Annotated in this window: 26 protein-coding genes and 2 tRNA genes; 13 read left to right on the top strand and 15 right to left on the bottom strand. The window is 55.4% G+C overall.

Translation table 11 applies throughout. The features are described 5' to 3' along the window. Window positions 1-19 precede the first annotated feature (19 nt). The 4 genes from fliQ to SB719_RS01570 all read left to right on the top strand — a co-directional run bounded on the left by fliQ (window position 20) and on the right by SB719_RS01570 (window position 4,209). Window positions 20-289, top strand: coding sequence for a flagellar biosynthesis protein FliQ (fliQ, locus tag SB719_RS01585; RefSeq protein WP_039385151.1), 270 nt, complete (start codon window positions 20-22; stop codon window positions 287-289). After that, on the top strand, window positions 289-1,077 hold the full coding sequence (gene fliR, locus SB719_RS01580) for a flagellar biosynthetic protein FliR (RefSeq protein ID WP_065649010.1): 789 nt from the start codon (window positions 289-291) through the stop codon (window positions 1,075-1,077). The genes fliQ and fliR overlap by 1 nt, the downstream gene beginning before the upstream one ends. A gap of 628 nt (window positions 1,078-1,705) precedes the next feature. Further along, window positions 1,706-2,341 (top strand): transcriptional regulator RcsA, encoded by a 636-nt coding sequence (rcsA, locus tag SB719_RS01575; protein WP_039385157.1) that lies wholly within the window; start codon window positions 1,706-1,708, stop codon window positions 2,339-2,341. 161 nt (window positions 2,342-2,502) lie between these two features. Next, the gene (locus SB719_RS01570) at window positions 2,503-4,209 is read left to right on the top strand and encodes a methyl-accepting chemotaxis protein (protein WP_304236087.1); all 1,707 of its coding nucleotides are present in this window, start codon (window positions 2,503-2,505) and stop codon (window positions 4,207-4,209) included. Between the two features lie 49 nt (window positions 4,210-4,258). Here SB719_RS01570 and dsrB read toward each other — a convergent pair whose 3' ends face one another. Together dsrB and SB719_RS01560 are read right to left on the bottom strand one after the other, a co-directional pair. Further along, a complete protein-coding gene (gene dsrB / locus SB719_RS01565; protein WP_065649008.1) occupies window positions 4,259-4,453 on the bottom strand; it encodes a protein DsrB in 195 nt (64 codons plus the stop codon). A gap of 65 nt (window positions 4,454-4,518) precedes the next feature. Next, window positions 4,519-4,677 (bottom strand): YqaE/Pmp3 family membrane protein, encoded by a 159-nt coding sequence (locus tag SB719_RS01560; RefSeq protein ID WP_039385165.1) that lies wholly within the window; start codon window positions 4,675-4,677, stop codon window positions 4,519-4,521. Window positions 4,678-4,986: 309 nt separating this feature from the next. Between SB719_RS01560 and SB719_RS01555 the strand changes: the two genes are divergently transcribed. The 3 genes from SB719_RS01555 (at window position 4,987) to SB719_RS01545 (ending at window position 7,554) form a co-directional block, all read left to right on the top strand. Next, window positions 4,987-5,163 (top strand): hypothetical protein, encoded by a 177-nt coding sequence (locus tag SB719_RS01555; protein ID WP_167350668.1) that lies wholly within the window; start codon window positions 4,987-4,989, stop codon window positions 5,161-5,163. Window positions 5,164-5,517: 354 nt separating this feature from the next. Continuing rightward, entirely contained in the window at window positions 5,518-6,318 is an 801-nt protein-coding gene (locus SB719_RS01550) for a mannosyl-3-phosphoglycerate phosphatase-related protein (RefSeq protein WP_412158786.1), read from the top strand. A 15-nt stretch (window positions 6,319-6,333) separates the two neighbouring features. After that, on the top strand, window positions 6,334-7,554 hold the full coding sequence (locus SB719_RS01545; RefSeq protein WP_304236096.1) for a glycosyl transferase: 1,221 nt from the start codon (window positions 6,334-6,336) through the stop codon (window positions 7,552-7,554). A 35-nt stretch (window positions 7,555-7,589) separates the two neighbouring features. Here SB719_RS01545 and SB719_RS01540 read toward each other — a convergent pair whose 3' ends face one another. The 5 genes from SB719_RS01540 to SB719_RS01520 form a co-directional block, all read right to left on the bottom strand. Continuing rightward, window positions 7,590-7,769 carry a YodC family protein gene (locus tag SB719_RS01540; RefSeq protein ID WP_065649005.1) on the bottom strand — a complete coding sequence of 60 codons (180 nt, stop codon included), beginning with the start codon at window positions 7,767-7,769 and terminating at the stop codon, window positions 7,590-7,592. A gap of 179 nt (window positions 7,770-7,948) precedes the next feature. Next, on the bottom strand, window positions 7,949-8,083 hold the full coding sequence (locus SB719_RS01535) for a hypothetical protein (RefSeq protein WP_304236110.1): 135 nt from the start codon (window positions 8,081-8,083) through the stop codon (window positions 7,949-7,951). Between the two features lie 91 nt (window positions 8,084-8,174). Next, window positions 8,175-9,086 carry a DUF808 domain-containing protein gene (locus SB719_RS01530; protein WP_292970803.1) on the bottom strand — a complete coding sequence of 304 codons (912 nt, stop codon included), beginning with the start codon at window positions 9,084-9,086 and terminating at the stop codon, window positions 8,175-8,177. A gap of 20 nt (window positions 9,087-9,106) precedes the next feature. After that, window positions 9,107-9,373 carry a hypothetical protein gene (locus SB719_RS01525; protein WP_039385177.1) on the bottom strand — a complete coding sequence of 89 codons (267 nt, stop codon included), beginning with the start codon at window positions 9,371-9,373 and terminating at the stop codon, window positions 9,107-9,109. Between the two features lie 70 nt (window positions 9,374-9,443). After that, window positions 9,444-9,920 carry a very short patch repair endonuclease gene (locus SB719_RS01520; protein ID WP_065649003.1) on the bottom strand — a complete coding sequence of 159 codons (477 nt, stop codon included), beginning with the start codon at window positions 9,918-9,920 and terminating at the stop codon, window positions 9,444-9,446. Window positions 9,921-10,092: 172 nt separating this feature from the next. On the opposite strand from SB719_RS01520, the gene dcm reads away from it, so the two are divergent. Beyond that, window positions 10,093-11,505 (top strand): DNA (cytosine-5-)-methyltransferase, encoded by a 1,413-nt coding sequence (gene dcm, locus SB719_RS01515; RefSeq protein WP_412158785.1) that lies wholly within the window; start codon window positions 10,093-10,095, stop codon window positions 11,503-11,505. A 49-nt stretch (window positions 11,506-11,554) separates the two neighbouring features. Here dcm and SB719_RS01510 read toward each other — a convergent pair whose 3' ends face one another. Then, window positions 11,555-11,809: a ribbon-helix-helix protein, CopG family gene (locus SB719_RS01510; protein WP_065649001.1), complete on the bottom strand. Its 255-nt coding sequence runs from the start codon at window positions 11,807-11,809 to the stop codon at window positions 11,555-11,557. A gap of 72 nt (window positions 11,810-11,881) precedes the next feature. After that, window positions 11,882-12,586 carry a phosphohydrolase gene (locus SB719_RS01505; protein ID WP_065649000.1) on the bottom strand — a complete coding sequence of 235 codons (705 nt, stop codon included), beginning with the start codon at window positions 12,584-12,586 and terminating at the stop codon, window positions 11,882-11,884. Window positions 12,587-13,171: 585 nt separating this feature from the next. On the opposite strand from SB719_RS01505, the gene SB719_RS01500 reads away from it, so the two are divergent. The 3 genes from SB719_RS01500 (at window position 13,172) to SB719_RS01490 (ending at window position 15,002) form a co-directional block, all read left to right on the top strand. Beyond that, a complete protein-coding gene (locus SB719_RS01500; RefSeq protein WP_065648999.1) occupies window positions 13,172-13,852 on the top strand; it encodes a hypothetical protein in 681 nt (226 codons plus the stop codon). Between the two features lie 194 nt (window positions 13,853-14,046). Then, complete coding sequence (mtfA, locus tag SB719_RS01495) at window positions 14,047-14,823, top strand: DgsA anti-repressor MtfA (protein ID WP_304236104.1); 777 nt, start codon at window positions 14,047-14,049, stop codon at window positions 14,821-14,823. A 103-nt stretch (window positions 14,824-14,926) separates the two neighbouring features. Further along, window positions 14,927-15,002 (top strand) — tRNA-Asn (locus SB719_RS01490). Window positions 15,003-15,056: 54 nt separating this feature from the next. Here the strand turns inward: SB719_RS01490 and SB719_RS01485 are convergent. Together SB719_RS01485 and SB719_RS01480 are read right to left on the bottom strand one after the other, a co-directional pair. Then, entirely contained in the window at window positions 15,057-16,121 is a 1,065-nt protein-coding gene (locus SB719_RS01485) for a class I mannose-6-phosphate isomerase (RefSeq protein ID WP_304235680.1), read from the bottom strand. A 19-nt stretch (window positions 16,122-16,140) separates the two neighbouring features. Beyond that, entirely contained in the window at window positions 16,141-16,998 is an 858-nt protein-coding gene (locus SB719_RS01480) for a glucose 1-dehydrogenase (protein ID WP_412158784.1), read from the bottom strand. 295 nt (window positions 16,999-17,293) lie between these two features. Between SB719_RS01480 and SB719_RS01475 the strand changes: the two genes are divergently transcribed. Further along, window positions 17,294-17,369: transfer RNA gene (locus SB719_RS01475), tRNA-Asn, on the top strand. 68 nt (window positions 17,370-17,437) lie between these two features. Here SB719_RS01475 and SB719_RS01470 read toward each other — a convergent pair. Further along, the gene (locus SB719_RS01470) at window positions 17,438-18,565 is read right to left on the bottom strand and encodes a hybrid-cluster NAD(P)-dependent oxidoreductase (RefSeq protein WP_276203846.1); all 1,128 of its coding nucleotides are present in this window, start codon (window positions 18,563-18,565) and stop codon (window positions 17,438-17,440) included. 366 nt (window positions 18,566-18,931) lie between these two features. Between SB719_RS01470 and SB719_RS01465 the strand changes: the two genes are divergently transcribed. Next, window positions 18,932-20,197: an aromatic ring-hydroxylating oxygenase subunit alpha gene (locus SB719_RS01465; RefSeq protein ID WP_065648996.1), complete on the top strand. Its 1,266-nt coding sequence runs from the start codon at window positions 18,932-18,934 to the stop codon at window positions 20,195-20,197. A gap of 67 nt (window positions 20,198-20,264) precedes the next feature. Here SB719_RS01465 and SB719_RS01460 read toward each other — a convergent pair whose 3' ends face one another. From SB719_RS01460 to SB719_RS01450, 3 genes are read right to left on the bottom strand one after another with little or no spacing between them, the layout of a single operon-like run. Beyond that, window positions 20,265-21,056 (bottom strand): electron transfer flavoprotein subunit beta, encoded by a 792-nt coding sequence (locus SB719_RS01460; RefSeq protein ID WP_065648995.1) that lies wholly within the window; start codon window positions 21,054-21,056, stop codon window positions 20,265-20,267. Continuing rightward, window positions 21,046-22,284 carry an electron transfer flavoprotein subunit alpha/FixB family protein gene (locus SB719_RS01455; protein WP_304235687.1) on the bottom strand — a complete coding sequence of 413 codons (1,239 nt, stop codon included), beginning with the start codon at window positions 22,282-22,284 and terminating at the stop codon, window positions 21,046-21,048. The genes SB719_RS01460 and SB719_RS01455 overlap by 11 nt, the downstream gene beginning before the upstream one ends. Then, window positions 22,284-24,242: a (Fe-S)-binding protein gene (locus tag SB719_RS01450; protein WP_412158783.1), complete on the bottom strand. Its 1,959-nt coding sequence runs from the start codon at window positions 24,240-24,242 to the stop codon at window positions 22,284-22,286. The genes SB719_RS01455 and SB719_RS01450 overlap by 1 nt, the downstream gene beginning before the upstream one ends. Between the last annotated feature and the right edge of the window lie 33 nt (window positions 24,243-24,275).

The following is a 24,275-nucleotide window of genomic DNA, read 5'->3' as shown; positions in this document are numbered from 1 at the left end:
TCCCTGACAGGAGCACAGTATGACCCCGGAATCGGTAATGGTAATGGGCCAGGAAGCGATGCGCGTCGCGCTGATGATGGCGGCTCCGCTCCTGCTGGTCGCGATGGTAAGCGGACTGATCATCAGTATCCTGCAGGCGGCAACGCAGATTAATGAACAGACGCTCTCTTTTATCCCCAAAATTCTGGCGGTGGCGGCCACCGGCGTGATCGCCGGTCCGTGGATGCTGAATCTGATGCTGGATTACATTCGCACCCTGTTCAGCAACCTGCCTTACATCATCGGCTGATGGTTACCCTCGACAGCAGTCAGCTGATCCACTGGGTGGCGCAGTTTTTCTGGCCGATGGCACGCCTGCTGGCGCTGTTTGCCAGCGCGCCGGTGCTGAATGAGCGCAATATCCCCAAGCGGGTAAAAGTGGCGCTTGCGTTTGTGATCACCTGGATTTTGCTGCCGCTGCTGCCACCGGTAGAGGTTACCCTGTTCTCACCTGCCGGCTTCTGGATGCTGATTCAGCAGCTGCTGATTGGTGCGGGCATCGGTCTGACCATGCAGATGGCGTTTTCAGCCGTTAAGCTGGCGGGTGAAATCATTGGTTTACAGATGGGATTATCTTTCGCTACGCTGCTGGACCCGAACACGCGGGTCAACATGCCGCTGCTGGCTCGCTTTCTGGATATGCTGGCCATGCTGCTGTTTCTGACTTTCAACGGGCACCTGTGGCTGATCTCGCTGCTGGCAGACAGTTTTCAGACGTTGCCTGTCAGTGCAGAGCCGCTGAGTGCTGATGCCTTCATGGGACTGGTCAAAGGTGCCGGGTTAATTTTCCTTAATGGCATGATGTTAGCGCTGCCCTTAATCATTTTGCTCCTCACGCTAAACCTGGCACTGGGTTTGTTAAACCGTGTTTCACCTCAACTGTCGGTTTTTGCTATTGGCTTTCCTGTTACCTTAACGGTCGGCATCCTCTCCATGGGTATGCTGATGCCCCTTCTTGCCCCGTTTTGCGAACATCTGTTCAGCGAAGTCTTTGATTTACTCGCCCGATTTGTCTCAGAACTTTCCCCTGCACGTTAGTTAACGATACTGTTACCATTCTGAAGTGATAGTTAAGCAGTCAAAATCATTCCGTATACTTTTCAAACCATTTTTTTCAGAAATCAACTGAGGAAATTCTGATAAATCGATATTTATCGTGAAAAACATTCTTATTAAACGGTGCCTGGAGTATTTTAGTCAGACGATTCTTAAGGTGGTTTCCCTGACGGATCGGTTGGCAAAATGCTCAAGGGTATGTTTTTAAACAAAAAAAATTTAAAAGCGATTTTTCTTGTCTAATTTCCCTTTTTCCGGCATTGTCAACACTCGCTGAAGCGTCACACTTTCGCGAAACAAATGTTTTTAAGATTTGTCCTATCAGAATTGCCTGTAACATGCGCGATAGTGACACAGCTCTCAAAAACAGAGCGGAAGGTATACCTAAAGCAAATTCCTGGTGATTCCCGCTATCGCCGGGAAAAGAATGACGTGGATGGAACACAAAAAACTTCGCAGAACGGGTCAGGGAAGAGTCATGATGGCACAGGGATATAATTTGCCAGACTGCAAAGCAGAATAAAAAAGTGTCTTTGAAAATTTCTCTCGTACCGCAAACGCGTATTCATCGTTGATTTAAACGGATAACAAATTGGTGAGGGTCGCTATAATGCCAACGATTATTATGGATTCATGTAACTACACACGCCTGGGCCTGTCGGACTATATGTCGGCAAAAGGAGTTAAAAAGAAAAACATTACTGCAGCCACGGATATCGAACAGCTACAACAAAAATGCGAGCAACTAAAACCTGGCGTAGTATTTATTAACGAAGATTGCTTTATTCACGAAGCCGATTCAAGCGATCGTATTCGTGCTATTATCACACAGCACCCGGATACTCTTTTCTTTATTTTCATGGCGATCTCAAATATCCATTTTGAGGAATATCTCTACGTTCGTAAGAACCTGATTATTACATCAAAATCGATAAAGACGTCAACACTGGATTCCCTGCTGGGCACTTACCTGCAAAAGAAACTCAATGCGTCACCGCGTATTTCCGCCGGGATGGATATTCATCCACTGACGCTGAGCCAGACTGAATCAAATATGCTGAAAATGTGGATGTCAGGCCATGACACTATTCAGATTTCAGACAAAATGCAGATCAAAGCTAAAACCGTTTCATCTCATAAAGGCAATATTAAGCGTAAAATCAAAACGCATAATAAACAGGTTATCTATCATGTGGTACGTCTGACAGATAATGTAACCTCCGGCATTTATGTTAACGTGCGATAAACTGTCTGCGACATAATTTATGCTGCTGCAGGGCTGGTCTATTGACCGGCCCTGTTGTTTTTTAACGCTTTTGCGATCGCGATCTCATATTCTCATCTAAGTCTTTACCCTGCCCTGCCGATGTTTGTTTTCAGAACCCTTACCACTATGAGAGCAAGGAAATGAAAACAGCATCGATCGATGTAGATAATAAGCTCAGCCTCTGGCAAAACCTGCGCCTGATGCCACTGTTCAGCGTAATATTCGGCGGCATTTTGCTGCTTTTTGCCCTGTGTATTGGTCTTGCCAGTTATTTTCTGATCCAGAGTAACAACTCGCTGAACGACGCAACGGAAGAGATTCAGGTGCGCATGGGGATATCCAACAGCTCTAATCACCTGCGCACCGCCCGACTTAATATATTGCAGGCAGGCGCGGCAACGCGTATTGGCGAGATGGAGAGTTACCGCGCCGATCTGGCGCGGACGGAAACCCGTATTAAACAGGCACGCGAAGGATTTACGCTTTATATGGCGCGTGATGTCAAAACGCCCGCCGATCTGGCACTGGACGCGCCGCTGACTGCCAGCTTCAATCAATATATTGAGAAAGGCGTGAAGCCGATGATGGAATCGGCACGTCAGGGCAGCTTTGAAGGCATTGTGGCGCAGGAGACCGATGTGACCCGCAAGCTGGATGATGCGTATAACGCGCTGCTGCTGAAGGCCATTAAAATCCGCACCGAACGAGCCGAGATGATTAACGCCCAGGCGGCGCACCAGGCACGCCTTGGTTTTATCGCCATGGCAGCGGCATTTACAGCGGCTTTAGTGCTGGTTGTGCTGACCTTTATCTTTCTGCGGCGCATCATTATTAATCCACTGCGCCAGTCGGTCGTCCGCATTGAGCGTATTGCCCGGGGCGATTTGACCGCCGCCGATGTGCCGTGCGGGCGTAACGAAATCGGCATGCTGCTGCATAATCTGCAGCTGATGCAGGCCGCGCTGGTACGCACCGTGGGCAGCGTGCGTGAAGGGGCGGAGGCGATCTATCAGGGAACCAGTGAAATTTCCGCCGGCAACACCGATCTCTCCTCCCGTACCGAGCAGCAGGCTTCAGCGCTGGAACAGACCGCCGCCAGTATGGAGCAGCTCACTGCCACCGTGAAGCAGAATGCGGAAAACGCCCATCACGCCAGTCAGCTGGCGGCTGACGCTTCTGACAAAGCGCGCAACGGCGGCGATCTGGTCGGCGGCGTAGTGAAAACCATGAACAACATCTCCGGTAGCTCGAAAAAGATTGCCGAAATCACCAGCGTTATTAACAGCATTGCTTTTCAGACGAATATTCTGGCGCTTAATGCCGCTGTAGAAGCCGCACGGGCGGGTGAACAGGGTCGCGGCTTCGCCGTGGTCGCCAGCGAAGTACGCAGTCTGGCGCAGCGCAGCGCTCAGGCAGCGAAAGAGATCGAGACGCTGATTGCCGAGTCGGTGGCGCTGATTAGCAACGGATCGCATCAGGTGGGCGAAGCGGGAACAACCATGAGTGACATTGTTGAAGCCGTACGGCGCGTCACCGATATCATGGCAGAAATTGCGGCAGCGTCAGATGAGCAGAGTCGCGGGATTCAGCAGGTTAGCCTGGCGGTCACAGAGATGGACAATGTGACGCAGCAAAACGCCTCACTGGTTGAAGAAGCCTCCTCTGCAGCGGCCTCGCTGGAAGATCAGGCGGGTAAACTGACGCAGGCGGTGGCCGCGTTCCGCCTCAGCGATACGGGTTCCGCTATGATGAGGGGTGTGGCCCCCGTAAAAGCAGCACCTGCGGCTCAGCGCCCGGTACGTCCGGCACTGGCGGTATCAGGCAGCGATAACTGGGAGACCTTCTGACAGCAGGCGCCCCGCTGAATCGTCAGCCGGGGCGCGCTGTTTTATCTGTTCAGCTGCTGCAGGCAGGCTCAACAAATACGCCTTCAGCATGGTCGCTTTCGTTGAAAAACCAGATGCCCAGCGGATAATCCTCCAGCGCGACCAGATACATAGTGCCTTCGTTAAACGGCTCCACTGCCAGTAGTTTACCGGCGCGGCGCGGGCCGCCATCTGTTTTCACCGTTACGCGTTCGCCAACCTGCATTGTGACCTCTCAGCTGCTGTTTTGCGCCAGTGTAACGTAAACAGGCCGCGAAATAGTGATCGCGATCAGCGACGGGCGATAACCCAGACAGCGTGAACGATGCCGGGAATATAGCCGCACAGCGTCAGCAGAATGTTCAGCCAGAACGCTCCGCCAAAGCCCACCTGCATAAATACGCCCAGCGGTGGCAGCAAAATAGCGATAATAATGCGCAGCAAATCCATACTAACTCCTTGTTATCAATAATAATCAGACAGCGTTAAGCATAGCTGCTTCTGATAAAAACAGGAGCGACGGCAGGTAAAGAACTGTCAAAAGCCATATTTGCACGCTCTCAACGTCTTACAACGAGATACCTGCCAGAAAAAATGCCGATCTTCTTTTCGCTATACTCCCCCCTCAGAGAAGCAACCAGCCTAAAAGTAACAACGCTTTTTGCCATACAGCGCAGGCTTTTTTTGCCTGTCGGGCTGCGCGCGTATGACGGAGCCGCACTATACTTATGGCTCACCCTGGCTTCCCGGAGTCCCCGTATGCGTGCAGAAGAGACCCGCCCTCGCTTTCCCCCGGCAGGCAGTCCGGAGCAGAAAAAAGAGCGCGATACCGAATGGTTTGATTCATCCGCTAAAACCGTGGATCAGGCGCGCTGCCTTTCTGAACAGTGTGAAGTGGATATACACGACTGCAGCTTCTGTGAAACGAATCGCTGAAATCGATTTCAAAAAAAAACCCGGCTCCGGCCGGGTTAAATTTATCAATGAATTCGTTACACCAGGAAATGGTAATGCCGTTTCAGATTACGCTCACTGTGCATGAAGGCAACCAGCATTTATGCATATAAAGTGCAGAAATGTGCATATCACGTAGCGTTAAACCAGCCGGATGGCCGCCCCGCCTGCGCTTTTCGCTGCATAATTCACGTACCGTCAGCCTGACCTGCGCCGCGTTTTAAGATTATTCCTGGTTGTCGCGTTCAGCAAGCCGGAAAAACGTGCAATCTTCATAACGCTATTATACTGATTACTCTCTGCTTTACTCACATCTGTGGTGTAAGGAGTATGACGATGATTGACCCCGATTCCCCTCTGCTGGTAGTGACCGATCTGGATGGCTCGCTGCTGGATCACCACGATTATAACTGGGAAGCTGCCCGCCCGTGGCTGGAGCACTTTGCTGCACGCCAGATCCCGGTGGTGCTCTGTTCCAGTAAAACCGCCGCAGAGATTATCCCGCTACAGAAGCGCCTGGGTATCAGTGGTGCGCCGTTTATCGCTGAAAATGGTGCCCGTATCAGCTTTGGTCAGGACGTTACGGTTAATGATGAGCCAGCCGCTGACTATCTGGCGCTGTGCGACATTCTTGGTGCGCTGAAAGCGGAATTTCGCTTTACCGGCTTTCACGATCTCAGTGACAGCGACGTGGCGAGCTTTACCGGCCTGCCACTGAGCGAAGCCCGGTTAAGTCGTCTGCGTGATGCCTCGGAAGTGATTTTATGGCGCGACGAGAATGAGCAACTGGATGCGTTTCGCGCCGCACTGGCCCGCCATCAGCTTGCGCTGACGCAGGGTGGTCGCTTCTGGCACGTGATGCCGGAAAACTGCGGCAAAGGGATAGCGCTGACGCAGCTGCAGCAGCAGCTGATGCAGCAGGATGGTGTACGCCGGATAACGCTGGGTCTGGGTGACGGCCCCAATGATATTCCGATGCTGGAACAGGCAGACTATGCGGTCATTATTAAAGGCTTCAGCAAGTCGCCGGTTGAACTCAGCCGTACCGACCGCGACCATATCTATCGCACAACGCAAACCGGACCGGAAGGCTGGTGCGAAGGCATAGATCATTTTCTGGCCCCCCATAAGCCGTAATCTGAGGATGAGACGATGAGTGATTTTTATCAGAATGGCGTAATTACGAATTTCCATAACCTCACCCATCGCCGTACAGAGTCGCTGGAAAAAGAGATGGTGCAGTTTGCCCGCCGGCGCAAAATGGGTCTGATTCTGCCGTCGCTGTTCTCCGAACTGGAGGGCCCGGCGCTGGATAATATTGTCAATGAACTGGCGCAGGTACCTTACCTGGAAGAGATTGTGATTGGTCTCGACCGCGCCGATCGCGATCAGTTTCTGTTTGCCCGCGACTTCTTCTCACGCCTGCCACAGCGGCACCGTATCCTGTGGAATGATGGCCCGCGCCTGAAAGCTATCGATGCTGAACTGGATAAGGAGGGTCTGTCCCCCAGCCAGCCGGGCAAAGGACGCAACGTCTGGTTCTGTACCGGTTATACCCTGGCATCCGATCGCACCCAGTGCGTAGCGCTGCACGACTGCGACATTGTGACCTACGAACGCGGTATGCTGGCGCGCCTGCTCTATCCGCTGGCCAACCCTTCGTTTCAGTATGAATTTTGCAAAGGGTTTTATGCGCGCGTCGCGGACGGCAAGCTTAACGGCCGCGTTGGCCGTCTGCTGGTAGGACCCATGCTGCGTTCGCTGCAGCAGGTGTACGGTCACTCGGAGTATCTCGACTACCTCAGCAGCTTTCGCTATCCCCTCTCCGGCGAGTTTGCCATGCGTACCCATGTGCTTAACGGCATTAAAATACCCGGCGACTGGGGACTGGAGATAGGCGTGCTGTCTGAGATCTATCGCAACTACACCACCCGCCAGAGCTGTCAGGTAGAGATTGCCGATCACTATGACCACAAGCATCAGCCGCTGGCCGAAGAGGATGGCACCGGGGGTCTGAAACGCATGAGCAGTGATATTGTGCAATCGCTGCTGCGTAAGCTGGCCACAATGGGTGTGCCGCTGACCAGCGACTCATTTCGCGTGCTGAAAGCGACTTACTACCGTAATGCACTGGATATGATGGAGATCTACCGGCATGAAGCGACAATGAACGGTCTGTCGTTCGATCAGCATAAGGAAGAGGCGGCGGTGGAGATGTTTACGCAGGCCATTCTTGACGCCGGTCAGTCGTTTATTGAACGTCCCAACGATAAGCCCTTTATTCCGAGCTGGAGTCGCGTTCAGTCGGCGTTCCCGGATATTCTGCAGCGGATTTATCAGGCGGTCGAAGAAGATAACGAGGGCAACGTGTAAGGCGATACGGGACGGTGAAACCGTCCCGGACAGATTCAGCTGGCAAGCCGGGATTCCGTCGTTATGTGACTCAATTCATCACTACGGAATGCCTCACGACGCACGCTGTAGCCATCATACCAACGGCACTCTACCATTCCGCTGGCATAGCCGGTTACCACCATCGTGGGTCCGCCCTGTTTGTGCTGAACTTCATCACTCACTGCAAAGGTCATACCGCGCTCTCCCTTTTACCGTTGATTGAACGCTTAAAGGTATAGCAGCCGGGCAGACAATTTGCCTATAGGATAATGTTATTAATGTGATAAAAGAGGAATAAGCAGTGCAAAATCTTGTTCTTAAACAAAGCCGGTAATGTTTATTACCGGCTTTGAAATTTTTTTAACTGCCGCAATCAGATTTTGCAGCCTTCACACTCAGCATCGTCACTGAGTTCAGCGGGTACTTCACTGGCTTTTTCCGCCGCTTTCGCTTCAGCCTCTTCCAGCTGGGCATCGATATCAAATTCAAACATATCGTCGTTCATCATCACTCTCCTGAAAATTAGTGTGCCGCGCGTTATATCGCATTGTCAGAGATAAGCGGTAAGCGGCTTGTGCGCCGCTTGCCGCACAGGCCTTTTATGCCGACTTACCGCGCACTTTGGCAATCAGGTTAACCACCAGCAGCACAACTGCGCCGACAATAAACCCGAGTACCAGATTGGCCCCGTTGCTCAGCAGGCTGGAGACCAGACCGTTAAAGCCGCTGCTGTATTCGCTGATAGCGTGATGCAGTGGCGTAATACCGTGCACAATGATGCCGCCACCCACCAGAAACATCGCCAGCGTGCCGACCACGGTAAGAATTTTCATCAGCCACGGCGCCATCGCCAGCAGAAAACCGCCTACCGCCTGCGCCAGTGCAGAGGACTTTTCCCGCAGCCAGTAGCCGAGGTCATCAATCTTCACAATCATCGCCACAATGCCATACACACCAATGGTGACCAGAATGGCAATACCGGCGAGGATCAGCACCTGGTTAAGCAGCGGCGCCTCTGAAACGATGCCCAGCGTAATGGCCACAATCTCTGCAGAAAGAATAAAGTCAGTGCGCACTGCGCCTTTGACCTTGCTCTTTTCGTAGGCGCGCGGATCCTGCTGTGCCAGATTGTCGAGCCGCTGCTGACGCGCCTCCGGGCTTTTTTCTTCTTTATCATGCTGCAGGCTGTGTAACACCTTTTCCACCCCTTCATAGCAGAGGTAGGCGCCGCCCAGCATCAGTAACGGCGTGATAAGCCAGGGGGCAAATGCGGAAATCACCAGCGCCAGCGGCACCAGGATCAGCTTGTTCAGAAATGAGCCCTTCGCCACGCCCCAGACCACCGGCAATTCGCGATTGGCTTTGACCCCGGTGACCTGCTGCGCATTTAGCGATAAATCGTCGCCCAGCACGCCAGCGGTTTTTTTTGCGGCAACCTTGCCCATGACTGAAATGTCATCCAGCAGCGTTGCGATATCATCCAGAAGCGTAAGTAAACTGGTTCCTGCCAAAATGGTAATCCTTATTCCGGTTAGTGTTCCTGACAACAGGGGCAGCGCTCAACCCATGTCACCGACATGTCGGCGATGCCCTCACAGTCCCATTCAACGCGTAGCGTTTTTCCCTGCGTATCCGCTGCATGCAGATATTTGCTTACCGGACTCTCGGTCATGCCGCTGATCTCTTCCGTGGCAATCAGCCGATCGTCCAGCCAGATGCGAGCCGTGGCCTGTGTCGCCACCAGCCGCTCGTCGCGCAGCTGATAGAGCCGTCTGACCGTCAGTTTGATACTGCTCATGGTAGTGCTCCGCGTCCCAGAGAAAAACGTGATCTAAACGGTTATTGCCGCGAAAAGCAATCATCGCCGGCTAGACGGGCCGGTAATGATGCAATCCCTGGTGATCCAGCTCAGCGCTCTGCCCGGCAGCCAGCAGCCACTCCTCAAGACGCTCAATCAGCTGACCGTCGTCCAGCCGCAGCTTACCGCGCAGCGCGCACTCCCAGACAATCAGCACCTTCCATCCGGTTTCCTGCAGCTGCTGCACATAGCGTCTGTCACGTTCAACGTTACTGTTGATTTTACCGTTCCAGAAGCCGGTGCGCGTGGCAGGCATTTTGAACAGATAGCAGTGGTGGCGATGCCAGAAACAGCCGTGCACAAAGATAATTGCCTGCTGCTCAGGCAGCACGAAATCGGGCCGTCCCGGCAGCGCTTTATCCTGCACGCGAAAGCTGAAGCCGCGATCTTTCAGTATCGCGGCCACGCGTTGTTCAATCGCCGTATCCTGATTACGGATCGCGCGCATATTTTTACTGCGGATCGCTTGTGAGTGCACGTCAGCCATGCCGTTTCCTTTTCCTGCGGGCTTATTCAACTTTAGCGTTTTACGGCAAAAGCGAAAGCAGCAGCGTGAAAGAGTGCGGCACGCCACGCAGCGCACGACACGACACGACACGCTAATTTCAACCCTGGCAGATGAGTGGTAGCATAGCCGCTCAACTGTTAAGGAAAAACGCATGCTCGTTCCCGATCCCGCCGCACCGGCTACCCCCTCTTTGTTAACCGCTGCGCAGGATGACTTAGCGCTGTTACTGCAGGTACTCGATATCTACGCAGCGCGCGATGTGATGCAGACCCTCAACGCCGCCGGCACAGGTCACTGGAGCGTGGCGAAGCTGAACCGCCTGCGCAGTGGCAAAGGCACATCGGCCACGCTTCTGCCGTCTGAGATCGCCAGCCTGCGCGCCCTGCTGCCCTCACGACCGGACCACTATGACAGGCCCGCCTTCCAGTTTATCGATCTCTTTGCCGGTATTGGCGGCATCCGGCGCGGCTTTGAGCAGGCCGGCGGCGAGTGCGTTTTTACCAGCGAATGGAATAAAGAGGCGGTCCGCACCTATAAAGCGAATCACTACTGCGATCCGCTGCGCCACCAGTTTAATACGGATATCCGTCTTGTGACGCAGCCAGCCGGCCTCACTGAAGAGGCGGCTATTTATCAGCATATCGATCGCGCTATCCCCGATCATCAGGTGCTGCTGGCCGGCTTTCCCTGTCAGCCTTTTTCGCTGGCGGGGGTCAGTAAAAAGAACGCCCTCGGTCGGGCGCACGGGTTTGAATGTGAGGCGCAGGGCACGCTGTTTTTCGACGTGGCGCGCATTCTCGCGGCTAAAAAACCGGCGTTTTTTGTGCTGGAAAATGTCAAAAACCTGAAGAGTCACGATAAGGGCCGCACCTTCGCCATTATTATGGCCACGCTGGATGAGCTGGGTTATGACGTGGCGGATGCTGACGATAAAGGCACGCCGGACGCTAAAGTGATCGACGCGCGCTATTTTCTGCCGCAGCACCGTGAACGTATTGTCCTGGTCGGTATCCGGCGCGACAGCGGCGTTAATCAGCCCTTTTCACTGCGCGCTCTGCCGGCACTCTATCCGCCACAGGTGCCGCCACTGCAGAGCCTGCTGGACGCGGATCCGGGCGAAAAATATACCCTCTCCCCCACGCTCTGGCACTACCTGTACCGCTATGCACAAAAGCATAAGGCGAAAGGCAATGGCTTTGGCTATGGTCTGAACGACCCGCAGGATCCGCACTGCTGCGTGCGCACGCTTTCAGCGCGCTACTATAAAGATGGCTCGGAGATCCTGATCGATCGCGGCTGGGATCGCGCGCTGGGTGAGCAGAACTTTACCGCTGCTGAAAACATGGCACGCCGCCCGCGCCGGCTGAGCCCGCGCGAGTGCGCGCGCCTGATGGGATTTGAAGCGCCGGGCGAAGCGACGTTTCGCATCCCGGTCTCTGATACGCAGGCCTATCGTCAGTTTGGCAATTCCGTGGTAGTGCCGGTATTTGCTGCGGTCGCGAAATTGCTGCTGCCGCTGATTGAACAGTACAGGCTGAACCCGTCAGATCGGGCTGCTGGCTGATAATGCATCAGAAAGCACTCACCCGCCGGACGGCGGGTGAGTGCAAACATTACTTCTTCTTCTTGCTCTTTTTCAGCAGCGCCCGGATTTGACGCAGCTCCGTGGCGCTTAACCGATCGTCCGGCGTCTCGTCGGAGTGCAGATTATCTGCCGCTGTCTCCTGCTGCGGGGCACTCTGCAGGCTTGCCTGCAATCGGCTGATAATCTCCTGACTCATTGAAACCTGATTATCAGCGGCCAGCTGCTTAATCTCCTCTTTCAGCGCCGGATCAATTTTTATCGTAATGTTCACGGTTTCAGTCATTTCCATACTCCCTGATATTTTTTTCACAAACGTAACGGAAGATGACGTGAGTTAACAGCCTGTCATAAAAATTTAATATTCCTGTAACGTGCAACAAAAGTCGCGCAGTACGGATTCATCAACTCCGGCTAAATTGCCCTGCAGTTCAGCACAGAGTTTGGCCATGTAGTGCACCAGAAAATCCGCGTTGTATTCTGCCAGACGGCGTCCTGCTGCCGTTTGCATGGTATCGGGCAGGCGCAGCAGCTTTTTCTGAAAATGATCCAGCGTCCACTTCACATCATCGAGTTCGCGATCGCGGCCCAGCGGATCGTCACTGTCAAACAGAGGCCGGCCCAGTGCGCCAGCGGTATAGAACACGCGTGCCAGCCCGATAGCCCCCAGCGACTCCAGCCGATCGGCATCCTGCACAATTTTTGCTTCCGCTGTCAGCGGCGTAATCGCGGCACTGAAACTGTGCGCCTGCACGGCGTGCGCCACGCTATCCATAAGCTCAGCGGGAAAATCAGGGAAATCCTGCTGCAGAATACGGCGCGTCTCTTCAGCGGCAAAAGTTGAGGCGAGATGACGCTGCGGATGGTTCTTTGGCAGATTAACCACATCGTGAAAATAGCTGGCGGTCAGCACCACCATGGCATCGGCGGGCGTCTCCTGCATAATGCGCGCTGCGCTCATCCAGACCCGACGCAAATGCCCCACATCATGCGCCTTATCCTCATGCTGCCAGTTCAGCCGCAGCCAGTGTTCATAGCGTTGTTGCCAGTGTGTAATGGACATGATGCTTCTCCTGTTATGGCATGTGATGCGCGGCGGGAGCCACACAGGCTCACCTGCTATCTTAGCGGGCAGGTCATGACACTTTTCTTACAGCATTTTCAGGGCGGGAGGAAAAATTTTGCGATCCTGATCATGTTATAGCGTTGTTAAGCGCGCTTTCCCAGTGGCCTTTTTGTTTTCAGTTTTTCCTTATGCCGTCCGGCTGTTGCTAAATATGGTTAACATAGTTTATGTATCGCGCTTAACCGCGATGCCGGCTTAGTGTAAATTTCAGGGGCCAGCCATCGCTGACTGCCAGCCAGTTATTAGCGGAGAAAAAGGTGAAATAGTCTGAAAATATTTCTATTTTGGCCGTTATAACGTACTGTATAGGGGAAATTTCCGCATTTCGCCGATGTGTTAAGCGATCTGCACCCCACTTTTTGCCTGGATGTTTTTTTAATACCGGAACAGGAAGAGGATGCCTGATTATCAGGTGACAAATTATTAAGCAAATTTGTTTGAAACCTTTATGCTAATGTTCTCATCCTGTACAGGATGTACCGTTAACGCTTTCCGGGTTCGTGATATAACAAGAGGTAAAAAATGAAAGAACGGCCGATTCTTTTTTCCGAACAGCGGGTTCGCGCCCTGCTGGTTGGCCAGCAAACACAGACCCGACGCATTATGAAGACGCAGGCATTTGGTCCAGGACAGGACCACCATGAAGGCGTTCACGCGTTTGATGTCAGTGCAAATCATCTTCACGGCTACAAACTGATGTCGATGTCCGATATCAGTGCGCACTGTCCGTTCGGACAGGTTGGCGATCGTCTGTGGGTGCGTGAGACCTGGCGCGGCCCGATCGTACCGGAAGCGCAGCTGGCTGAGTACGATCGCGATCCCCAGCTATTTCGCCATCCCGATTACTGCCAGTATCGTGCTGACAGCAATGAATTTGGTCAGCTGGAAGACGATCTGCAGGACGCAGAGCAGTTTGGCTGGCAGACGGCAATCCACATGCCACGCTGGGCAAGCCGCATCGATCTGACCATCACCGCGATTCGGGCTGAAAAGATTCAGGATATCAGCGAGGATGACATCATGGCAGAGGGCGTTCAGACTGACTCGCACTTTCTGAACAACTTCTTTACCATGAATATGAATTCAGAATCGCCCAAAGAGGCGTACCGCAAGGCGTGGCAAAAGCAGTATGGTGCAACCAGCTGGGAAGTTAATCCCTGGGTCTGGGTCATTGCATTCGAACGCGTTGCCCGCGAAAGCTGATCGCCGTAAAACCGCGCCCTGCGCCTCTTCTCTCTGCCGGAAGAGGCGCTTACGCTCTCCCCCGCTTATTTTGCTTTTCACTTTGCAAGCGCAATCACAGACTCCGTTCCCGCTAACAGGTTGAATAATGGGTTTGACGTCTGGCACATTCTGCCCCGTCAGCACCCTTTTTCTCCTTTCATACAGGCGCTGCGATGTTTAAATGGTCCCGGAACGCCCCTAAGTCCGATGCTGCCGCTGAGCTACCCTGGACGCAGGCGCTGCGACAGCCTGTTTTTTCACTGCTTAATCACGACGAACACGCCATGCTGATCGGTATGGCGCAGCGCTTTTTGCAGCAGAAAAAATTTGTGCTGCTGCAGGGCACTGAAATGGATGCGCTACACAGCGCCCGTCTGGCGCTGCTGTTTTGTCTGCCGGTACTGAAGCTGGGGCTGGAGTGGCTGGATGGTTTTCACGACGTGCTCATCTATCCTGAACCGTTTGAGGTTGATGACCGCTGGGAAGATGAGAGTGGCCTGGTGCATCAGGCGCCCGCGGTACACGCCGGGCAGAGCTGGACACAGGGGCCTGTGGTGCTCAACGCGCTGGATATTCTCGACGCGTTTGATCTTTCAGGCTATAACCTGGTGATCCACGAAGTAGCGCACAAACTGGATGCGCGCGGCAGCGGTTATACCAGCGGCATCCCCGCCATCCCGCTGCGCGAGGTTGCGGCATGGGAGAAAGATTTGCTGCAGGTTATGCATGAAATTGAAGACGAAGTGGCGCTCACCGGTGAAGAGGCGGCAACGTTTGATCCTTATGCCGCCAGCGATCCGGCCGAATGTTTTGCTGTGCTGTCAGAATATTTTTTTACTGCACCTGACCTCCTCCGGCAGCGCTTCCCGGACATGTATCGTCATCTGCAGCTGTTTTACCGTCAGGATCCGGCTACCCGGCTCACCGCGCTGACAGCGGAATCTGCCTGATCTCTGTGCGGGTTGTATCTTTGCTAGCCAGTTGAATGCAATTGTGTTTTAAGCGGTTGACAGGCTCGCCCGGGGCCACTACTATTCGCCTCGTTCACACGATTCCTCTGTAGTTCAGTCGGTAGAACGGCGGACTGTTAATCCGTATGTCACTGGTTCGAGTCCAGTCAGAGGAGCCAGAATCAGAAAAGCCCGCTCAGGGAAACCTGAGCGGGCTTTTTGCTGCTCTGCACTTAGCGCAGACGGCCGTCAATATCCCCTAACGCCGCAATCTCTGCCTCGCTGTAGCCCGCTTCACGCAGCGGTGCGACGATTTCCCGCTGCAGCTCGGGCACATACCCTATCAGCACATCACCGGCACCATAAATCCGCGCCTGTTTCAGCGTCGCAGGCAGCAGCAGGGATTCAGCGCGATCCAGCGTCACGTTCACACCGTTCGCTTCCACTGTCAGCGGATCGCCCAGGTTAGTAAGGATACGGACACTGCTGAAATGCAGCATCTGAGTACGTTCAAACTGCCAGCGCTCCAGCGCAAAATAAGGCCCGGCGCAGCAAATACGGCGCAACAGATGGCCATCTTCAATCAGTACGCCAGCCTGAGGCGCAGCGTGCAGTTCCGGACGTAACTCCTGCAGCAGCGCATCAATATTTTGCTGCCACTCCTCATCTGACAAACGCGACCCGTCTTCCATTCGCCACGGCATAGCGTGCTGCTGAATATCCGAGGTCTGCTCAATTTCATAAATCAGCGTGTCGGGTCCGAAACTGTGCAGCATGCCGCCAGGCACATAGAAAGTATCGCCGGTTTTCACCGGCACCCGGTGCATGACCGCGTCATACTGTTCTGCCAGCAGCGCCGTTTTCAGCGCGGCGTTATCCACGCCATCCCGCACGCCAAGCAGGCAGCTCGCTCCCGGTGCAGCCCACAGAATGTACCACGCCTCGGTTTTACCGTTTGGCTGCCCCTCACGCTGCTGCGCGAGGGCATCACTGGCATGCAGATGGACCGGCAGCATCCCGCTGCCGTCAATAAACTTACTCAGCAGCGGAAAATGCGGGCCGCGCCAGCCGGGCGCAACCAGCTCATCCGGATAACGCCGGGTCAGTTCACGCAGCGTACACCCTGCCAGCTCGCCATTTGTCACGCTGGCGATCATACCGTCCACGTCACTGACTTCCCAGGTTTCAGCCACAAGGGTGTCGGGCAGCCCGGCTTTGCCCAGCTGCTGACGAATACGCTGCCCCCCAAAGGTATGCGTGGCGATTGGTGTCGTCAGCTTCAGCGGATAAGCGATCATCTTGTCTCCCTGCCCGGCGTTAAATCACCGCCACCCCGCCGGTTACGGCAATGCTTGCCCCCGAGATATAGCTGGCTTCGTCGCTGGCCAGCATGACATAAGCAGAAGCCAGTTCAGCAGGCTGCCCCATACGCTGCAGCGGCACCTGGCTGCCAAAACTTTCGACCTGCTGCGGCGGCATGGTGGCCGGGATGAGCGGCGTCCAGATAGGCCCCGGTGCGACCGCATTAGCACGAATGCCCTTATCCGCCAGCAGCGCGGCAAGGCTGCCGGAGAAGTTAATGATGGCGGCTTTGGTGGCAGAGTAGGCAATCAGTTTTGGTTTCGGCTGATCGGCGTTGACTGACGCGGTGTTAATAATGGAACTGCCGGCTGGCATATGCGGTACCGCGGCTTTGCAGATATAGAACATCGCATAGAGATTGGTTTTCATCGTGCGGTCAAACTCGTCATCATCAATCTCATCCAGCGAGTCGCGCGTCATCTGGAAAGCGGCGTTGTTGACCACAATATCAATTTTGCCAAACCGCTCTGCCGTCTGTGCCACGATGCTGCGGCAGTGCTCCGCCTGCATGATATCCCCCGCGATCAGCAGCGCCTGCTGCCCGGCAGCTTCCACCAGCTGTGCGGTATCTTTTGCATCTTCATGTTCATCCAGATAAGAGATGACCACATCGGCGCCTTCACGGGCGTAAGCGATAGCCACCGCACGGCCGATGCCGGAGTCGCCGCCGGTGATAATCGCCGTTTTCCCTTTCAGACGGCCGCTGCCCTGATAGCTGGTTTCGCCGTGATCGGGCACCGGCTGCATCTCCCGAAAACTGCCGGGCCACTGCTGCTGCTGCGCCTGCTGCGGATTTTGTGGGCGATCGGTCATAACGTGCTCCTTTGTCAGCGAAGAGATAATTTGGCTTAGGTGAACAGCATCAAGTGTAGCAGTCATAACCAGAATGCAAGCCAGTCTGATAAGCGTAACGGTCTGAGAGATAAGCCTATTCCGACATAACATGGCGGTTATGCGGACACATTATGTGCAAAAACATTGCGGCAGCAGGCGGCAGATGCAGAGGAAATCAGCAGGTTGCTGCAGGAAGCAGCAAACAACAGGCGAGCGGTAAATCACATTTTGACAGCCGCATAAGAGTTGATTATCATGCGCGCCGAAACACAATTCCTCTGTAGTTCAGTCGGTAGAACGGCGGACTGTTAATCCGTATGTCACTGGTTCGAGTCCAGTCAGAGGAGCCAGATTAAAAAAGCCAGATGTCAGCTGACATCTGGCTTTTTGCGTTTTGGCTGAAAGGCCGTGATCCGGATTAGAACTCCACCACCACATTGCCTTTTGGCACGCTGCAGCAGGAGAGGATATAGCCCTCTTCGGCATCCTCGTCGGTGATGCCGCCGTTGTGGTTCATCTCAACCTCCCCTTCCAGACATTTCACCTTGCAGGTGCCGCAGATCCCCATGCCGCACGCTTTCGGGATATGCAGACCCAGCTTGGCAGCGGCGGCGTGGACCGTCTCGCCGGGCGCAATTTTCACGCTCTTGTCACTCTGCGTGAACGCCACGGTCAGCAGTTCTGAACTGCAGAGCGCATCAGCCAGCTCGGCCGCCTCTTCCGCCTCCTGCACCACCTGTTCCTGTACCACCTCCGGCGTGGCGCCAAACGACTCTTCATGATAATGCGTCATATCGTAGCCAACGCTTTCCAGAATCGCTTTCACCGCCCGCATATAGGGTGTCGGTCCGCAGCAGAAGATCTCCCGCTCCATAAAGTCAGGCGCAATCATCTGCATCATGGCGTGGTTCAGGAAACCGCGAAAACCTGACCAGTATTGCCCTGATTCATAGCGTTCGCAGATGATGCTCAGTTTAAAATTGGGGATACGCGCCGTCATATTTTCCAGATCGCGGCGGAAAATAATATCTTCCGGCGTGCGGGCGCTGTGCACAAACACCATGTCCACGTCGGCGTTAGTGTCAAAATACCAGCGCGCCATCGACATCATCGGCGTAATGCCGACGCCACCTGAGAGAAACAGCGCCTTATCGCCGGGGTAATCGATGCAGTTAAACTGCCCTACCGGGCCATGCACCGCCAGATCCATGCCTTCGCGCATATTCGCATGCAGCCAGTTGGAGACCACGCCGCCCGGCACCTGTTTCACCGTGATTGAAAAACTGTAGGGTACCGAGGGGGAACTGGAGATGGTGTAGGAGCGAAACACGGTCTGCTCCTCTATCGTCAGCTCCAGCGTGACAAACTGCCCGGGCTTAAAGAAGAACATCACCGGCTGCTCGGCCATAAAGCAGAAGGTTTTCACGTCCCAGGTTTCCTGTATGACTTTAACGCACCGCACCGCATGACGGCCATTGGTCCAGGTCTGCGTGGTGACAGGCTCAAAAGCATTGGTATTCAGTACCGTGATATTTCTCTCTGTCATACATTTCATTCCCATCAGGATTGGAGTGATCAATTGCCTGTATTGACGCATGGATAACCACAGGCTTTTGAGCCAGAAACTGCGATTCTCCGTGTAACCCTGTGACAGCATTTAGTTATACGCGACACGGAAATGCCTGAAAAACCCACATCGGCAGGAAATTCTGCGCACGCGTCTTTAACAGAGGGGATTTATGTCGCTGGCAGAACATTGACGGGTGCCTAACCGGTGCAGCATGGATTGCACATGTAATCCGTAGCGATCTTACGGGCTTCCAGCCAGGCGGAAGTCCGGTTTTGTTGATATCCGGCTGCGCCTGTCGGGCGCGAACCACTCCCTTTTCAACCGCGCGAGAAGAGCAACATTATGAGTCACAACGATCTGCTGAATATCACCTGTACAAGCCTTGTCGATGCGAGCGACCGTATGCAGGATCTGCTCGAAAAACGCCAGCCCAACTATTCACTGCCGCAGGCGCTTTATAATGACCCGACTCTGTTTCGCATTGATATGGAGGAGGTGTTTCAGAAAGAGTGGCTGTTTGCCGGTATGAGTAGCGAAATCCCGAAAAAGGGTGACTACTTTACGCTGGAGGTCGGACAGAACCCGGTGCTGGTTCTGCGCGATGCAGAAGGCAACATCAACGCGTTTCATAACACCTGTCGCCATCGCGGCTCGCGGCTCTGCTCACAGCAGCGCGGCAAGGTGGCGAATCTGGTCTGCCCCTACCACCAGTGGACATACGATTTAAAAGGCAACCTGCTGTTCGCCGGCTCAGAGATGAACCAGTCGTTTGACATGAAGCAGCACGGCCTGAAAAAAGCGCACTGCAAAACCGCGGGCGGATTTGTCTTTATCTGCCTGGCCGAGACGCCACCGGAGTCTGACTTCGATGAGTTTCTGGCCACGCTGGCAGAGTATATGGAACCCTATGATGTGGAGAACACCAAGCTGGCGGCAGAGTCCCACATGTATGAAAAAGCCAACTGGAAGCTGGTGCTGGAGAATAACCGCGAATGTTATCACTGCGCCGGCAGTCATCCGGAACTGCTGAACAGCCTGCTGGAGTGGGATGACACCAACGATCCACGCGCACCGCAAAGTTTTCACGACTACTACAACAAGCAGGCGGCGCTATGGGATGAGCAGGGTATTCCGCACCGCCATCAGAGCTTCGGCCTGCGCAACCGGATTGTGCGTATGCCGCTGAAGGAAGGCACCAAAGTCATGACCATTGACGGTCGTGAGGGCTGCACCCGGCTGCTGGGTCGTTTCACCAGCCACTATCAGGGATCGATGCGTATTCTGCACCTGCCCAACTCATGGAACCATATGCAAAGCGATCACTTTATCGTGTTCCGCGTGCTGCCGATCTCTGCACAGGAGACGATGGTCACCACAAAATGGTTTGTGCATAAAGATGCGGTGGCGGGTGTCGATTACGATCCGGAACGTCTGCGCACCGTATGGGACGCAACCAATGAACAGGATCGCGTTCTGGGCGAAGAGAACCAGCGTGGTATCAACTCGATCGGCTATCAGCCTGGTCCCTATTCAGAAACCTATGAATTTGGCGTGATTAACTTTATCGACTGGTACAGTGAAACCGTGCTTAAAAACGTAAAAGGCTGATCTGATAACAGAAAACCCGGCTGGCGCAGTGAAACGCCAGCCGGGTTTTCATCGTTCAGAGAGGCAGTTAGCGGATCACGCCTTCCTCCAGCAGCAGATCAAAAACTGCCTGCGCCATCTCATTCGCCGGCTTATTCTGCAGCACTTTGCCGCCTTCGCTCTGTGATTTAGCCGTGGCTGCTTTAAAGCGATCCGCAGCTGTTTTAGCTTTCACTTTTTTCAGTCGCTTAGGCCGCTTACGCGCAGGCGCAATCTCCCAGGCTGCCATCGCCGCATCCGGTACCTCCCTGCCCGCAGCGGTGACAATCTCTGCACGGTTAGCCGGACCAAACGCGCTCTGGCGCGGCGCGGCGGCAGCCATGTCCACGCTGGCGATAAACGGGAGCGCAACCCGCAGCAGGCGCCGCTGGCCGCGCGGCAGCGCCTGTAACACTTCGGCGTCAGTGCCGTTCAGGCTGACTATCTCTGCCACACCCACCACCACCGGGATCTCCAGCGCTTCTGCCAGCAAAAAAGGCAGCATACCCGACGACTCGCCGCGCTCCGCCCGGCCGCCGGTGAGGATCACATCCGGGTGATCCTGTTTAAGATAATGACTCAGCACCGCTACCGCATCGCCCTGTTCTGTCATTGGCAGCACGCGCAGCGTCTCCACCCCCATGCCAGCGTAGCTGCGCAGCGCCACGTTGTGCGGATCGCCGGCGTGAAGCAGTTCCAGATCGCCGGAGGCCAGCGCCAGCCCCATTTCTACCGCACGTGCATCCTGTCCGGCGCGGCGGGCTCTGCCCGACTCCGGATGCAGTCCGACGGATATCAGCGCCGTAATACGGCACCCGCTGTGGTGTGCTTTATGCTGCATGGTTAAGTTCCTCATTACGCCAGGCGCGCGCCAGGCGCGCCAGCTCGGCCAGAATCGCATCGCTGTCGCCGATGACGCTCAGCGACGCGCGGCTGACCATATCGCAGCCGGGATCGGTATTAATGGCAATAACCCGATCGCACTGCGCAATCCCCTGCAGATGCTGCACTGCGCCGGAGATGCCCACCGCCAGATAGACCCGCGCCGTCACCCAGGTGCCGGTAGCGCCGACCTGACGGAAACGCGGCATATGGCCATTATCAACGGCGACGCGGCTGGCGCCTTCGGTGGCCCCCAGAATCTCTGCGGTCGCGTGGAACTGCGCCCAGTCGCCGACGCCGTTACCGGCAGACAAAATAAACTCCGCTTCACCCAGCGGCACGGCTGCCGGATCAACCGGCATCAGACCACAGTCGGTGATGCGTGCGGCGCCAATACTCTGCAGCCCGACGCTCACCGGCAGCACTTCATGACGGGTTTCATCCACGGGTTCAGCGCACTCTGCTGACAGCAGCATCACGCGCGCAACCGGACGAGTAATGTCAGCACTGCCGCCTGCCGCCCGGCTGATACAGCGCTCGCCTTCTATGCGCCACACCTGCGTGGCGGGTCGTTCACCGCAGCGTGCGGCAAAACGACAGCCCAGCTCAAAGCCGGCAGCAATGCTATCCGGAAACAGCCAGAAGCGCGGTGTCAGTTCATTTTCTGCCGCCATCAGCGCATGGATGCGCTGTTCCGGGTTATACCCCTCATAACGATCGCCGCTGAAATGCAGCAGCCGGTCAACGCCCGCAGTGGCAAAGCTCTCTTCACGGTGTTCACCAAATACCACGGCCATCACCACACCTGCTCCGCCGGCCTCACGCACCAGCTGATGCGCCTGTCCCAGCACGTCGCGATCGTGGCCGGTTAGCCGGCCACCGGTCATGTCCAGCACTACCGCCACGCAGTAATCCGGCTGCGCCACGCGGTGCAGCGGCAGCTCCGCAACGTGCGGTGTCCCGCTACTGCGCCGGCCGGAAAGCTGGGTAAATGCATTGACGTTCTCGCGATCGATTCGCTTCAGTCCATTTGGCCCGGTAAAGCCGACAGCGTGCGGATTCTTACGCAGCAGCCCGGACGGGCCGCGGCTCTCCTGTACCGGCAGCATCAGCTCTGCATGCTGCGGATGCAGCCGGTTGCGGGCAATCCACTCAAGACGCGGATCGCGACGTACAGGGGTTTCCATCAGATCACCTCCACAGCAATTTGGCGCTCGCGCAGCTTCGCCGGCAGCGGCTTTTTCGGCTCGCTGAGGGCTTCAGCCACCAGTTCAGCGATATCTTTTACGTCCGGACGCGGTCCGACGACACCTTCCAGCATGGCGGTACACTGCTGACAGCCAACGGCAATCAGCTCTGCGCCGGTCTGTTTTGCATCTTCCATACGCATGTCAGCAATACGCCGCTCTCCCGGAATATCAGTGATGGGCGCACCGCCGCCGCCGCCGCAGCAGCGTGAGCGAAAGCCGGAGCGGTCCATTTCGCTGAGTTTGATCCCCAGCTCTGCCAGCAGCTCACGCGGTGACGCATATTCACCGTTGTAGCGGCCGAGATAGCACGGGTCATGCCAGGTCACGCTGCCGCCTTTGTAATCTTTCAGATCCAGCAGCTGCGCCTTAACCAGCTCATTAATGAAGGTGGTGTGATGCAGCACCTCATAGTCAGGCTGCGTACCTGCCGGGTAAAAATCGGGATACTCATTTTTCAGGCAGTGAAAGGCGTGCGGATCGGTGGTTACGATGCGGTTAAAGCGATATTTCTGCAGCGTGGCAATATTGCTGCGGGCGAGCCGCTGAAACGTGGCGTCATCGCCGAGGCGTCGCGCAACGTCTCCGCTATCCAGCTCTTCATCACCCAGCACTGCAAAATTGACGCCGGCGGCCCTGAGCACTTTGACAAACGCGCGCAGAATACGCTGGCTGCGCATATCAAACGCCCCGTCTGAGACCCAGAACAGCACGTCAGCCTGCCCGACATCCTGCATCAGCGGCAGGTTCTGATCTGCTGACCAGTGCGTGCGGCTGCGCGGATTAAACCCACCGGGATTATCCGTCTGGCTGAGATTATCCAGCACTTCAGCGCCTTTGCCGGGCGTCTGCCCCTTTTCCAGCGTCATAAAGCGGCGCATGTCCACAATCGCGTCGACGTGTTCAATCATCATCGGGCACTCCTCCACGCAGGCGCGGCAGGTGGTGCAGGACCAGAGCGTCTCTTCTTTGATCAGCCCCCCGACAATCGGCTGATGCGGCTGCCCGCACGCTTCCCCCACCGGCACGCCCGGATAGGGGCTGCCGGCAAAGCGCGCGTCGCTGCCGCCTGCCATCCCGATGACCATATCCTGAATCAGCTTTTTCGGATTCAGTGGCTGACCGGCCGCAAACGCCGGGCACATCGCTTCACATTTACCGCACTGTACGCAGGCGTCAAAGCCCAGCAGCTGGTTCCATTTGAAATCTGCCGGCTCGCCGACGCCAAGCTTTGTGGCAGTCAGATCAACCGGCTTCAGGCCCACAGAGCGACCGCCGCCAAAGCGGGCCGGACGGCGATGAAAGGCAAGATGCAGCGCACCGGCAAAGGCGTGTTTCATCGGTCCGCCCCACGCCATGCCGAACAGCATTTCACCCAGCCCCCAGCAGATGCCTGCCAGCAGCAGTGCAGCCATGACCCAGCGCCCTGCCTCGCCAAAGAGATCGGAGACCGGCAGCGTGGTGATAAAGAACGTGGCTGCAAACACCAGCAGGCTTTTTGGCAGGCGCATCCACGGTCCGCGCGAAAGACGGGCCGGCGGATTGCGGCGGCGATACCAGATAAACAGCGCACCGCTAAACATCACCAGCAGCGCACCCGCCAGTACCCCATCCACCAGCGTGCCGCTGACGCCTGCCAGATGAACCATGAGGATCAGCAGCATCGACAGCACAAAGCCGCCGGCGGTTGCCACATGGCTACGTGACATATATTTGTCACGTGCGACCACGTGATGCAGGTCAACTAAATAGCGGCGGGGCATCGCCATCAGGCCGCTTAGCAGGGCAACCTGCTCCGGTTGTCCGCGCCGCCAGAGCAGAACGCGCCTGACCATACCCACGATGGCCAGGATCACCGCGCCAAGAAGTAACCAGGGGAGTATCCGATCAAGTACCATGATGTGCCCTTTCCAGACAATTTCTGTTAAATG

Origin of the sequence: Pantoea sp. SIMBA_079 (genome assembly GCF_046940275.1) — a bacterium.
Lineage (GTDB): Bacteria > Pseudomonadota > Gammaproteobacteria > Enterobacterales > Enterobacteriaceae > Pantoea > Pantoea borealis.
The sequence above is the reverse complement of the archived record's forward strand: the minus strand, read 5'-3'. Positions and strand labels throughout refer to the sequence as shown.